11 protein-coding genes are annotated in these 13,060 nt (G+C 71.2%); 8 read left to right on the top strand and 3 right to left on the bottom strand.

Annotated elements, in window-relative coordinates; translation table 11 throughout:
• The first annotated feature begins 68 nt into the window (after positions 1-68).
• From ilvB to ASF44_RS11000, 4 genes are all read left to right on the top strand, one after another.
• Positions 69-1,847: a biosynthetic-type acetolactate synthase large subunit gene (gene ilvB / locus ASF44_RS11015; protein WP_056899261.1), complete on the top strand. Its 1,779-nt coding sequence runs from the start codon at positions 69-71 to the stop codon at positions 1,845-1,847.
• Positions 1,848-2,048: 201 nt separating this feature from the next.
• On the top strand, positions 2,049-2,297 hold the full coding sequence (locus ASF44_RS11010; protein WP_056899260.1) for a CsbD family protein: 249 nt from the start codon (positions 2,049-2,051) through the stop codon (positions 2,295-2,297).
• Positions 2,298-2,360: 63 nt separating this feature from the next.
• Complete coding sequence (locus ASF44_RS11005; RefSeq protein WP_056899259.1) at positions 2,361-3,353, top strand: hypothetical protein; 993 nt, start codon at positions 2,361-2,363, stop codon at positions 3,351-3,353.
• Between the two features lie 132 nt (positions 3,354-3,485).
• Positions 3,486-5,015: an MFS transporter gene (locus ASF44_RS11000; RefSeq protein WP_082524679.1), complete on the top strand. Its 1,530-nt coding sequence runs from the start codon at positions 3,486-3,488 to the stop codon at positions 5,013-5,015.
• 9 nt (positions 5,016-5,024) lie between these two features.
• Here the strand turns inward: ASF44_RS11000 and ASF44_RS10995 are convergent, their stop codons facing one another.
• Positions 5,025-5,828 (bottom strand): IclR family transcriptional regulator, encoded by an 804-nt coding sequence (locus ASF44_RS10995; RefSeq protein WP_056899258.1) that lies wholly within the window; start codon positions 5,826-5,828, stop codon positions 5,025-5,027.
• 197 nt (positions 5,829-6,025) lie between these two features.
• Between ASF44_RS10995 and ASF44_RS10990 the strand changes: the two genes are divergently transcribed.
• The 4 genes from ASF44_RS10990 (at position 6,026) to ASF44_RS10975 (ending at position 10,667) form a co-directional block, all read left to right on the top strand.
• Positions 6,026-7,420 carry an alpha/beta hydrolase gene (locus ASF44_RS10990; protein WP_082524678.1) on the top strand — a complete coding sequence of 465 codons (1,395 nt, stop codon included), beginning with the start codon at positions 6,026-6,028 and terminating at the stop codon, positions 7,418-7,420.
• A gap of 56 nt (positions 7,421-7,476) precedes the next feature.
• Positions 7,477-8,451 (top strand): tripartite tricarboxylate transporter substrate-binding protein, encoded by a 975-nt coding sequence (locus ASF44_RS10985; RefSeq protein WP_056899257.1) that lies wholly within the window; start codon positions 7,477-7,479, stop codon positions 8,449-8,451.
• 21 nt (positions 8,452-8,472) lie between these two features.
• Positions 8,473-9,417 carry a LysR family transcriptional regulator gene (locus ASF44_RS10980; protein ID WP_056899256.1) on the top strand — a complete coding sequence of 315 codons (945 nt, stop codon included), beginning with the start codon at positions 8,473-8,475 and terminating at the stop codon, positions 9,415-9,417.
• A 92-nt stretch (positions 9,418-9,509) separates the two neighbouring features.
• Positions 9,510-10,667 (top strand): diguanylate cyclase, encoded by a 1,158-nt coding sequence (locus tag ASF44_RS10975; RefSeq protein ID WP_056899255.1) that lies wholly within the window; start codon positions 9,510-9,512, stop codon positions 10,665-10,667.
• Here the strand turns inward: ASF44_RS10975 and ASF44_RS10970 are convergent, their stop codons facing one another.
• Positions 10,668-12,020, bottom strand: a complete 1,353-nt coding sequence (locus ASF44_RS10970; RefSeq protein WP_235579189.1) for an APC family permease — start codon at positions 12,018-12,020, stop codon at positions 10,668-10,670.
• Entirely contained in the window at positions 12,017-12,943 is a 927-nt protein-coding gene (locus tag ASF44_RS10965) for a cyclopropane-fatty-acyl-phospholipid synthase family protein (protein WP_162243800.1), read from the bottom strand. The genes ASF44_RS10970 and ASF44_RS10965 overlap by 4 nt, the downstream gene beginning before the upstream one ends.
• Positions 12,944-13,060 lie beyond the last annotated feature (117 nt).

Raw genomic sequence — 13,060 nt, 5'->3', positions numbered from 1 at the left:
CTGGTTTAGCAGCAATCGCGTCGAAAAATCAGAAGCCCATTCTGCGCCTGCGCCGAAAAAATGAAGGCATGAACACCTCCGACGTCCTCGCCCCCCTTCCCGCCGCCGCCCTGCCGGTACCGCCCGCCGCCCCGCGCAATGGCGCGCAGGCGCTGCTGGACGCCTTGATCGCGGGCGGCGTCGACACGCTGTTCGGCTATCCCGGGGGCGCCGCGCTGCCGCTGTACGACGCGCTGCATGGCGAGCCGCGGCTGCGCCACATCCTCGTGCGCCACGAGCAGGCTGCGGTGCACGCGGCCGAAGGCTATGCGCGCAGCACGGGCAGGGTGGGGGTTGTGCTGGTCACCTCCGGCCCCGGCGTGGGCAACACCATCACGGGCCTGCTCGACGCGCTGAGCGACTCCGTGCCTGTGCTGTGCATCAGCGGCCAGGTGGCCACGGCCGTGATCGGCACCCAGGCCTTCCAGGAAAGCGATGCGCTGGGCATGTCGCGGCCCGTGACCAAGTGGAACTTCCAGCCGCGCCGCGCGGACGAGGTGGGCGACGCTGTGCGGCGCGCGCTGGCCATCGCCGCCGGCGGGCGGCCGGGCCCGGTGCTGCTCGACGTGCCCAAGGACGTGCAGCTGGCGCCCGTCGGCCGGCCCGTTGCCGCGCGCCCGCTGCGCGGCGCGTCGGCGGCGGCCCTGCCGCGCGGCGGCCTGCAGCGCGCGGCCGACCTCATCTCCACGGCGCGCCGGCCCGTGTTCTACGGCGGCGGCGGCCTCGTCAACGCCGGGCCCGCGGCCTGCGCGGCCTTCACGCAGCTGGTACGCCAGGTCGGCGGCCCCTGCACGCTCACGCTCATGGGCCTGGGCGCGTTCCCCGCGTCCGACCCGCAGTTCGTCGGCATGCTGGGCATGCACGGCACGCTGGAGGCCAACCTCGCCATGCACGGGGCCGACCTCGTCGTCAACGTGGGCGCGCGCTTCGACGACCGCGTGACCGGCAAGCTCGACGAGTTCTGCCCGCATGCGCGCAAGATCCACATCGACATCGACCCCAGCGCCATCCACCGCACCGTGCAGGTCGACGTGCCCATCGTCGGCGACTGCGGCGCCGTGCTCGACGCGCTGCTGGCCCTGCCCCAGCTGCGCGGCCTCGACCCCGCGCGGCTCGGCCCGTGGTGGCAGCGCGTCGACCGCTGGCGCGCCGAGCGCTGCCTGGACTTCGCGCCCGGCGGCGAGGCGATCCTGCCGCAGCAGCTCATGGCCACGCTGCAGGCGCACATCGCCGGGGTCGACGCCATCGTCTCGACCGACGTGGGCCAGCACCAGATGTGGGCCGCGCAATACCTGCGCTTCGAGCGCCCGCGGCGCTGGCTGACCTCGGGCGGCGCCGGCACCATGGGCTACGGCCTGCCGGCTGCCATCGGCGCGCAGATCGCCCATCCTGAAGCGCTGTGCATCTGCGTGAGCGGCGATGCCTCGGTGCTCATGAACATCCAGGAGCTGTCGACGGCCGTGCAGCACCGGGCGCCCGTCAAGCTCGTGCTGTCCAACAACGGCTACATGGGCATGGTGCGGCAGTGGCAGGAGCTCAACCATGGCAACCGCCTCTCGCACAGCTGGAATGCCGCGCTGCCCGATTTCGTGGCGCTGGCCAAGGCCTTCGGCTGGGGCGCGCGGCGCGTGGCCGACCCGGAAGAGCTCGACGCCGCGCTGGCCGAATGCCTGGCGCACGAAGGCCCGTTCTTCCTCGACGTGCAGGTGGCCGCGCAGGAGAACTGCTTCCCGATGATGCCGGCGGGCGCCGGCCACCACCGCGTGATGCTGGGCAAGGACCGGTGGTACGCGCCAGGCGGTGAATGAGCCTGACGCCCGGCGGCCACGGGTTGCGCGCGCTCGCAATGCCACAGGCTGCCGGCCTACGCGCAGTGGCGTGCTTTTCGCGGCGGCCCGCGGGCCCGCCTGCCTAGCATGCAGTTGCCTGCAATCGTGCGGGCGCCCGATGGTCCGGCCACACGCTGGCGGCCCGGCACGGGGACCACGACAACCATGCGAAAGATAACTATGTTCGAACAAGCCGAAGGAACACTCCACAAGATCGCGGGCCGCGTACAGGACGCTGTCGGCGGCGCCACGGGCGACCGCTCGCTGCAGCTCGAAGGCAAGGCGCGCCAGGCCGCCGGCAGCGTCGAGCAGACCGCCGGCGAGGCGATGGCCGCGCTGCGCGATTCGGCCGGCCGCAACCCTGTGCTGGCCGCCGCCGTCGTGGCGGGTGCTGCGTTCCTGATCGGCGCCGCGCTGGCCCGGCGCTGAGCGCCATCTGCGCCGTACACGCTCCACCCGCCGCATCGCCCGCAACCCACACCGCACAACACCATGAACAACACCACCGTGCTCACCCCTGGCGTGCCACTGGTCGCCACGCCCCCCATCTCCTGGGGCTCGGTCTTCGCGGGCCTGCTGCTCGCGCTGGCCACCTACCTCTTCCTCGGCACGCTGGGCACCGCCATCGGATCGGGCTCGATCGATGCGATGCAGGCCGGCAATCCGCTGGCCGGCTTCGGCACCGGCGCCGGCATCTGGGTCGGCGTGTCCACGCTGGTCGCGCTGGCCATCGGCGCCTACTTCGCCGGCCGCAACGCGCCTGCCAAGGGCATGCTGCATGGCGTGCTGTGCTGGGCCGTGACGACGCTGGTCACGGTCTACGCACTGTCCTCGCTGGCCACCGGCGTGATCGGCACCGCATCGCGCGTGGCCGGCAGCGGCCTGGCCCTGGCCGGCCAGGGCGTTGCCGCGGCTGCGCCGGGCGTGGCCTCCGAAGTCAAGCAGCAGCTGCAAAAGAGCGGCATCGACTTCGACTTCTCCGACGCCCGCAACCAGCTTGAAATCCTGATGCGCCAGACCGGCAAGCCCGAGCTCAACCCCGACACGGTCAAGTCGCAGGCCGAAGGCGCCGTGCAGGACGGCAAGGCCAGCGCCGCAGACGCCGCCGCAACACCGCAGGATGCCGGCAGCGAGATCTCCGCGTTCTTCGACCGGCTGCGCAAGAAGGCCGAACCCGCCCTGGACGCCGCCGACAAGGAAGCCCTGGTGAACGTGATCGTGGCGCGCACGGGCAAGAGCCGCGCCGAGGCCGAGCAGATCGCCACGAACTACGAGAAGACCTACAACCAGGCAGTCGCGAAGTACCAGGAACTGAAGGTGCAGGCCGAGCAGAAGGCCCGCGAGGCGGCCGACGCCACCGCCAAGGGCGTGAGCCGTGCGGCCTGGTCCGGCGTGCTCGTGCTGCTGCTGGGCCTGGCGGTCTCCGCCGGTGCCGGCTTCCTCGGCCGGCGCTCCGCGCCCGTCCGCGTGGTCGCCGCCGCCTGAGGCCTGGGCGCCCCGCGCCGCAAGCCTGTCCCTCGGCCAGGCTGGCGGCGCGGCGGCCGCGCCGTCGCAGGCGGGTCGATGGCGGTGCGGCCCGTTCGTCGTGCAGACATCCGCCCCAGGTAGATTGCGCCGATGTCTGCTTCTTCTTCCGTCTTGCCCGCCCGCGCCACCGCGCGCGAATGGACCGGCCTGGCCGTGCTGGCCTTGCCCTGCCTGGTCTACGCCATGGACCTCACCGTGCTCAACCTGGCGCTGCCGGTGCTGAGCCGCGAGCTGCAGCCCTCCAGCGCGCAGCTGCTCTGGATCCTGGACATCTACGGCTTCTTCGTCGCGGGCTTCCTGATCACCATGGGCACGCTGGGCGACCGCATCGGCCGGCGCCGGCTGCTGCTGATCGGCGCCGCCTTCTTCGCCTGTGCGTCGGCGCTGGCCGCGCTGGCCCACACGGCCGAACTGCTGATCGCCGCACGCGCCTTGCTGGGCCTGGCCGGCGCGACGATTGCGCCGTCCACCATGGCCTTGATCCGCAACATGTTCCACGACGCGGGCCAGCGCCAGTTCGCCATCGGCATATGGATCGCGGCGTTCTCGCTGGGCAGCGCCATCGGGCCGCTGGTGGGCGGCGTGCTGCTGGAGTATTTCCACTGGGGCTCGGTGTTCTGGCTCAACGTGCCCGTGATGGCCTTGACGCTGGTGCTCGGCCCGCGGCTACTGCCCGAGTACCGCGACCCGCAGGCGGGCCGGCTCGACCTGGCCAGCGTGGCGCTGTCGCTGGCGGCCGTGCTGCTGACGATCTACGGGCTCAAGCAACTGGCCGAGCACGGCCTGGGCGCAGCCGCCGCGGCGGTCACGCTGCTGGGCCTGGCGGTGGGGGCGTTGTTCCTGCGCCGCCAGGGCCGGATCGCCTATCCGCTGCTGGACGTGCGGCTGTTCGCCCATGCGCCGTTCTGTGCCGCGCTGGCGGCCTATGCGCTGACCTGCCTGGCGATGTTCGGCGTCTACATCTTCATCACCCAGTACCTGCAGCTGGTGCTGGGGCTGACGCCGCTGCAGGCCGGTCTGGCCACGTTGCCGTGGGCGCTGTCGTTCGTCGCGGGCTCGTTGCTGGCGCCCACGCTTTCGGCACGCTGGCCCAGGGCGCGCGTGCTCGTCGTCGGCCTGTCGGCCGCGGCGCTGGGCTTCGGCATGCTGGCGGCCGGGCACGGGCTGTGGCTGCTGGTGCCGGCCACGGTGGTCATGAGCCTGGGGATGGCGCCGGTGTTCACCATCGGCAACGAGATCATCATCACCACCGCGCCGCCCGAGCGGGCCGGCGCGGCCTCCGCGCTGTCGGAGACGGCCTCGGAATTCAGCGGCGCGCTGGGCATCGCGCTGCTGGGCAGTGCCGGCATGGTGGTCTACCGCCACGGGCTGGGTGCCGCATGGCCGCCGGGGCTGGGCGCCGACGCGCTGGTGGCGGCCGGTGCATCGCTGGGCGGTGCGGTGCACCTGGCGCAGTCGCTGCCGGCCGGGCAGGGGGCGGCGCTGCTGCAGTCGGCCCAGGCCGGCTTCACCGGCGCGCTGCAGGCCATCGCGCTGACCGGTGCCGTGCTGGTCGCGGGCGCGGCCTGGCTGGTCGCGCGCATGCTGCGGGGCGTGGACATGGCGGCCACGCCGCATTGACGCCGCAGGCTACACGTCCTCGCTGCGCACGAACGACTCCAGCCCCTTGACCATGCGCACGAGCTGCGGGCCGATCTCCTGCTCCAGCAGCGCGCGCGGGAACTTGCTGGCCTGGCCGCCCGCGTTGAACGCGATGACGCGGCCATCGGGCTGGCGGATGGCCGCGCCCACGGCGCTGATGTCGGTCTGCCAGTCGCGCACCACCACGGTGAAGCCGCGTGCCTGCCAGTGCGCGCAGCCGGCTGCGACGGCTTCGCGCAGCGGCGGCCAGCGCTCGCCCTCGGCCTGGCGGATCTCGGCCAGCAGGCGCTCGCGCTCGCGTGCGTCCAGCACGGCCAGCATGGCGTGGCCCATGGCCGTTTCGGCGATCGGGATGCGCGAGCCGATGTCCAGCCCCAGCGAGAGCGGCGCACCCGAGCGGCAGTTCTCCACGTACAGCACCGACAGGCCGTTGCGGATGCCCAGCGAGACCGAGATGTCGTAGCGGTCGGCCAGGTCCTGCATGTAGGGCCGGGCGATGCGCCGCAGCTTGAGGTTGGAGACCATGGTGATGCCCAGCGCCGCCACGCTGTCGCCCAGCGCGTACTTGCCGCTCTCGCGCGAGTGGCGCAGGTAGCCCTGCACGCACAGCGTGTAGGCCAGCCGCACCACGGTGGGCTTGGGCAGGCCGGTGCGCGCTGCGATCTCGGTGTTGGTCAGCCACTTCTCGTCCATGCTGAAGCAGGCCAGCACGTCCAGCCCGCGGGCCAGCGCGGTCACGAAGCGCCGGCTGTCGGCGCCCTCCTCGAAATCGATCTGCCGCGTGCGTCCCATCGCACCCCTTCTTAATTTTGCTAAGCGGAATTATTTGATCGGTCGGCGGCGTGGCGTCGTCATGGATAACCCGTAGAGCTATGTTTTTGTGCAAGGGCGATACTGAAAATTCTTCAGACCGACGCATCCGTTGAATTCCGCCAAGAGAAATTAGAGCGGTTCCAGTGTGCCGCCACACCCCACCAGGAGACTCCGCCATGCCATTGCACGCTTCCCGCCCCTGCCTTGCGTTGACGTTCGTGCTCGCCGCTGCCATGGCCTTGCCGGCCTGCGGCGGCGGTGACGGCGGGCCGTCCGCGCCCGAGGAAGTGCGCGAGCAGGACAGCCGTCAGTTCTCCGTCGACACGACCACCCTGCCGTTCGCCGCGCTGGCCGGCGCGCCGGAGACCGACCGCTGGTGGGGCGTGCTGGGCGGCGCCGGTTACCGCGTCGAGGTGCCGAAGAACTGGAACGGCATGCTGGTCATGTATGCCCATGGCTACGGGGGCACCGGTCCCACGGTCACGGTGAGCGACGCGCCCATCCGCGCCCACCTGGTGGCCAAGGGCTATGCCTGGGCGGCTTCGAGCTTTTCCAAGAACTACTACGACGTGCGTGCCGGCGTGGAGGACACCAACGCCCTGGCGCTGGCGTTCAGGGCGATCGGCGCGCAGAACGGCCGCACGCTGGCCGCGCCGACCAAGACCTACATCATCGGCCGGTCCATGGGCGGGCACGTCGCCGCCGCCGCCGTCGACGCGGAAGCACTGGAGACCGCCAACCACAAGGTGCGCTACGACGGTGCCGTGCCCATGTGCGGCGTGCTGGGCGACACCGAGCTCTACAACTACTTCGGCGCCTCGCAGATCGCGGCGCAGCAGCTGGCCGGCGTGCCGGTCACGGCCTGGCCGGTGGCCAACTGGCAGGCGCTGCTGCCGCAGGTCCGCTCGGCGCTGTTCACCGCCTTTCCGGGCGCCACCACGCCGCTGGGCGACCAGTACAGGGAAATCGTCAAGCAGCTCACCGGCGGCGAGCGGCCCATGTTCAACGAGGGCTTTGCCGGCAGCATGAACGCCACCGTCTGGGCCACCTTCGGCCGTGACGGCACCGTCAACGGCATCCTGAACAAGGACGGCTACGACACCACCGGCATCGGCTACCAGTTCGACAACGACCCCGCGCTCACGGCGGCCGAGCAGGCCTTCAACCAGGCCGCCTACCGCCTGCGCGCCGACCCAGAGGCCAACCGCCTGCGCCGCGACGGCCTGCGCTGGTTCCCCAAGGCCAATGCGCGCATCGAGGTGCCCGTGGTGACCATCCACACGCTGGGCGACGTGTATGTGCCGTTCAGCATGGAGCAGATCTACAAGCGCCGCGCCGTGGCGCTGGGCACCGACAAGTGGCTGGTGCAACGGGCCATCCGCGGCGTGAGCCATTGCGACTTCACGCTGGACGAGCAGGCCGCCGCCTTCGACGCGATGGCCGACTGGGCGCAGAACGGCGTCAAGCCCGCAGGCGACGAGGTGCTGGACCGGGCCACCGTGGCCGACCCCGCCTACGGCTGCAGGTTCTCCTCGTCCTCGCGCACGCCCAACAGCTGCCCGGCCAGCTGACCCATCCCCCAAACGGCCGGCGCCAGCCGGCCATGCTTCCCCTGGAAATCGAGACCATGAACGCACGATCCTTCAAGCGCCGCACCCTGTCCCTGCTGCTGCTGGCCGCCGGCCTGGCGGCCGGCCCCGCCCTGGCGCAGGGCGACCGTTTTCCCAGCAAGGCGATCAAGATCCTGATCGGCTTCACGGCCGGTGGCTCCACGGACGTGCCGTTCCGCGTGCTGGCCGAGAACGCCTCGAAGATCCTCGGCCAGCCCGTGATCATCGAGAACAAGCCCGGCGCCGGCGGCGTGCTGCCCGCGCAGATGATGCAGAGCGCACCGGCCGACGGCTACACGCTGGCCCAGGTGCCGCTGCCGGTGTTCCGGCTGCCCTACACGCAGAAGATCAACTGGGACCCAGTGGCCGACCTGCAGTACGTGATCGGCCTGGCTGGCTATTCCTTCGGCTTGGTGGTGCCGGCGGATTCGCCGATCAAGACGATGCAGGAGTACATCGCCTACGCCAAGGCGCACCCCGGCCAGCTCACCTACGGCACGCCGGGCGCGCTGACCACGCTGCACCTGACGATGGAGAACATCGCCATGCAGTCCGGCATCACGCTGAACCACATCCCGTACAAGGGCAACTCCGAATCGCTGCAGGCGGTGATCGGCAACCACGTGATGTCGGTGGCCGACACGCCGGGCTGGGGCCCCTATGTCGAGCAGGGCCGGCTGCGCCTGCTGTCGACCTGGGGTGACAAGCGCTCCAGCAAGTTCCCGGACGCGCCCACGCTGAAGGAGGTGGGCATCAACCTCGTGCAGACCTCGCCCTTCGGCCTGGTGGTGCCCAAGGGCACGGACCCCAAGGTCGCCCAGGTGCTGCACGACGCCTTCAAGAAGGCCATGGAGATGCCCAACTACAAGGAGTCGCTGGCCAAGTTCGACATGGAAACCTACTACATGGACAGCGCCGCCTACCGCAAGTACGCGGTGGACACCATGAAGACCGAGAAGGCGATCATCGAGAAGCTGGGCCTGGCCAGGTAGCACGCCGGAGACAATGCGCGCATGGACGAACTCAAGACCATGCGCACCTTCGTCAAGGTGGTGGACGAAGGCAGTTTTGCCGGCGCGGCGCGCGCGCTCAACGTGGCCAACTCGGTGGTCACGCGCGCGGTGGCCGAGCTGGAGCAGTCGCTCAACTGCCGGCTGCTGAACCGCACCACGCGGGCCCTGTCCCTGACCGATGTGGGCACGCAGTACCTGGAGCGCGTGCGCAGCATCCTCGAGGACATCGACGACGCCAACAACCAGGCCACCGAGACCACCGGCAACATCCGCGGCCAGCTGCGCGTGGCCGCGCCGCAGGAGCTGCTGACGGCCAGCCTGGCCCGGCTGGTGCCGCGCTTCGCGCAGCGGCATCCGGGGCTGAACATCCAGCTCATGCTGTCCAGCGCCGAGGCTGCGGTGCCCGACGACAGCGCCGACGTGACCATCCTGGTCCACGGCCCCGACCCGCTGGACGGCAACTTCGTCGCGCGGCTGCTCGCGCACGCCGAGGTGGTGCTGTGCGCCACGCCCGAATACCTGCGCCAGCATGCACCCATCCACAAGCCCGAGGACCTGCTGCAGCACACCATCCTGGTGCCCGAGTCGGCGTTCGAGCGCAAGGTCTGGCTGTTCCATTCCGATGGCGCGGACGGCCGCAACGAGACCGCCACGCTGCAGCCGCAGCGCTCGGCCATCACCTCGCACAACGCGGCCGTGCTGATCGCGGCCGCGCGTGGCCACTTCGGCATCGCCGGCTCGCTGTCGCTGAACGTGGCCGACGACCTGCAGGCGGGCACGCTGCAGCGCGTGCTGCCCGACTGGGCGGCGGCCAACTACCGTGTCTACGCGGCGGTGCCCAGCCGCAGCCACCTGCCGCGGCGCACGCGCGCCTTCATCGAGTTCCTGGTCGAGAACTACGGCGGCGAGCCCGTCGATCCCTGGCTGAGCGGCAAGGTGCGCTGAGCGCCCGCTGCCCACCCCGGCCTGCCGGCCTGGCGGCGTTGCATGCGGTACGCTCGCGCGTTTTTTCATCCTTCGCCCGTGTCTGCCGCTCCATGATCGCCCTGGATCTGCGCTCCCTGACCCTGATGGCGTTCATGACCAGCGTGGCCATGGGCTTCGTGCTGCTCATGCTCCGGCGGCACTACCCGGGCTCGATCCGCGGCATGTGGCTGTGGGGGCTGGCGCCGCTCGTGGCGGCGTCCTCGACCATCTTCTACGGGCTCGAGCAGGTGTTCCATCCGCTCGTGATCCTGGTCTTCGGCAATGGCCTGCTGATGAGCGGCTGCGCGCTGTTCTACTTCGGCACCCGGCGCTTCCACGGCCTGCGCAGCGGCTGGCGGCCCTGGGCGGCGGTCGGCGTGCTGCTGCTGCTCTGGCAGGTGTTCTTCTTTGTCGTGCATCCGGACTACCGGCTGCGCCTGTCGGCATTCGCCGGCACTTTGGCCGTGGTGCTGCTGGTGCACATCCGCCTGCTGCTGCAGCACCGCGGCTGCGGCTTCGCGGCGCGCTTCACGGCCGGCGTGCTCACGGTGCAGGCGCTGGTGCTGCTGGTGCGTGCGGTGTCCACGTTCTGGCTGGACACGCCCACCTCGTACCGCTTCACGCCTTCGCCCGTGCAGTCGGTCTACGTGGCGACCTACAGCTTCTCGGTGCTGCTGGTCAGCGTGGGCGTGCTGCTGATGGCCAGCGAGCGGCTGCGCTCGGAGTTCGAGCACCTGGCCAACCACGACAGCCTGACCGGCGCACTGGCGCGGCGCGTGGTGCTGCAGGACAGCACGCTCGAGTTCGGCCGCTGGCAGCGCTTCGAACATGGCTTTGCGCTGCTGATGGTGGACGTGGACCATTTCAAGCGCATCAACGACGGGCATGGCCATGCCGCGGGCGACCGCGTGCTGGCGCGCGTGGTCGACGCGCTGGGCCAGGCGCTGCGCAACATCGACCGCCTGGGCCGCTACGGTGGCGAGGAGTTCCTGGTGCTGCTGCCCGAGACCGGCGCGGGCGAGGCCCGCATGGTGGCCGAGCGCATGCGCCAGGCCGTGGCCGCCCTGCCGGCCACGGACAAGGTGCCGGCCTGTACCGTCAGCGTGGGCGTGGCCTGCGTGCGGCACGGCGACACCAGTCTGGCGGCCGTGCTGGCCCGCGCCGATGCCGCGCTCTACCAGGCCAAGCGGCTGGGGCGCGACCGCGTGGCGGTGGCCACCGAGGCCTGATCAGCGCCCGGTGCTGCGCATGGCGGCCAGCACCACCAGCCCGCTGGCCAGCACGCCCACGCCGACCCAGGCCGCGTTGAAGCCGCCCAGCTGCTGCGAATACACGTAGCCCAGGCTGGACCACAGCATGTAGGCGCTGCTGGCGCAGAACAGCGCGGGCAGCACCGGGTACAGGGGCACGCGGAAGGGCCTCTCGCGCGCGCCGTCGATGGCGCGCAGCCGGAACAGCGCAAGGCCCACGAGCAGGAAGAACAGCCAGAACACCGGCGCCGTGTACTCCACCATGGCCTGGAAGCCCCCCTTGAAGGCCACGCCCAGCACGATCAGCACGAGCGCCAGCACGCACTGGATCGGCAACGCGTTGCGCGGCACGCGGCGCTGCTCGTCCCACGCGGCCAGCACCTTGAGCGCCGGCCAGTCCTGGCCCAGGGCGCTGGCGGTGCGTGCGCCCACGATCATGGTGGCGTTGATCGAGGTCAGCGCGGCCGCCGCCACCATGGCCGCGATCAGCTTGCCCGCGCCGGGGCCGAAGGCGGCCGTCAGCACGTCGGTGGCCACGGCCTGCGACTTCGCCATGCCCGCGAGGCCCAGCACCGACCAGTAGGCCCAGTTCACGAGCAGGTACAGCGCCGTCAGGAACACCACGGAGACCAGCAGCGCGCGCGCGATGGCGCGGCGGTCCTTCAGGTCGGCGCTGATGTAGGCCGCATCGTTCCAGCCGCCGAAGGTCAGCAGCACGAACACCATGCCGAAGCCCACGCCGGCCAGCGAGACCGGGCCCGGCGCGGTCGCTGCTGGCGGTGGTGTGCTGCCGCCGCCCATGGCGAACCACAGCGCGGCGCCGACGATCAGCACCAGCCCGCCGACCTCCACGGCCGTGAGCCAGGACTGCGTCTCGGCGCCGCTGCGGATGCCGCGCAGGTTGATGGCGGTGAGCACCACCGTGGCGATGGCAGCCCACAGCGCGCTGCTGTAGGGCCCCAGCGGCACCAGCTGCGTCATGTAGTCGCCGAACACGAAGCCCAGCAACGCGATGGAACCGGTGGTGATGACCGCGAAGCGCGCCCACGCGTACAGCAGCGCCGTGCCGCGGCCGAAAGCGCGCGACAGGAAGTGGTATTCGCCGCCCGCGCTCGGGTAGGTGGTGGCCAGCTCGGCATAGCAGAGCGCGCCCACCAGCGCGACGAGCCCACCCGCCACCCACAGCGCAAACATCCAGCCCGCGGTGGGCACGCTGCCGGCGACCAGGGAGGGGGCCTTGAAGATGCCCGCGCCGATGACCACGCCCACCGTGATGGCGATGGCGTGGCGCATCGTCAGCGGCGCGGCCGCCGCCGCCGCCGGCGACGTCATCGGGTCAGGCTCGCGGCGATCTGGCTGGCTTCCTGTTCCGCCGCGGCCGTGGTGGCGGCGATGGGCGAGGCCTCGCCGTTGCGGCGCGCCTCGAACGGCACGCCGGCCTGCCCGGGCCGCGTGGCGGTGCCGGTGATGCGGGCGCCGGCCACCTGGCCCTCGAACTGCCAGAGCTGGCCCTTGGGGTCGCGCAGCCCGAAGCTGATCTGCGCGCCGGAGATGCGCGGGCGCACCAGGCTCGCGCGCAGCTCGCCGAAGATGGCATCGCCGCTGACGACCTGGTAGCGCTGCGCCAGCGTGAGCGAGGTGTCGGGCAGGCCGGCGCCGCTGAGCTTCCAGCTGCCCGAGGCGTTGGCCGGGATGTGCCACATGTACACGTCGCCATACCCGGCACGGGCGGTCTCGTCGGGCGCCCAGTCGCCCATCGTGAACGAGTGCGAGACCACGCGCGTGCCCGGCGTCATCTTGAACAGCAGCGGGCGCAGCCGCAGGTTCAGCTCGGGCAGCAGGTACATGGTGACCACGGTGGCGCTGGAGAAGTCGGCCTGGAAGATGTCGGCCTGGCGGAACTGCACCTTGTCGGCCACGCCGGCCTCCTGCGCGCGCCGGTTCGACAGGCCCACCATGTCGGGGTTGTATTCGAGCCCGGTGGCGCGCGCACCGAACTCGCGCGCGGCGGCGATGGCGATCTTGCCGTCGCCCGAACCCAGGTCGAACACGCGGTCGTTCGGCTTGACCTCCACCATCTGCAGCATGCGCGTGACGGTCTCGTCCGGCGTGGGGATCCAGATCACGTCCTTGCCAGCCTGGCCGCGCTGCGGCTCGTAGCTGCTGTTCTGGGCCAGGGCGGCGGAGGTGGTGAGGCAGGCCAGCGAAAGCACGGCGAGCCGGCGGGACAGGGAAGCCAGGGCAAGGGTCGTCACTGTTGGATCCTTCGTTCTGGTGGAGCAGGCCGCGGTGCCCCATGCAGCGCGGCTGGGCGGGGGCATTGTGCGGGGCTGCTGCGGCGGATGAAGGACGCCCCCAGGGTTTCTGCGGAC

The sequence above is a fragment of the Pseudorhodoferax sp. Leaf274 genome (assembly GCF_001422445.1).
Taxonomy (GTDB): domain Bacteria; phylum Pseudomonadota; class Gammaproteobacteria; order Burkholderiales; family Burkholderiaceae_C; genus Pseudorhodoferax.
This window is presented reverse-complemented; position numbering and strand designations above follow the sequence as displayed.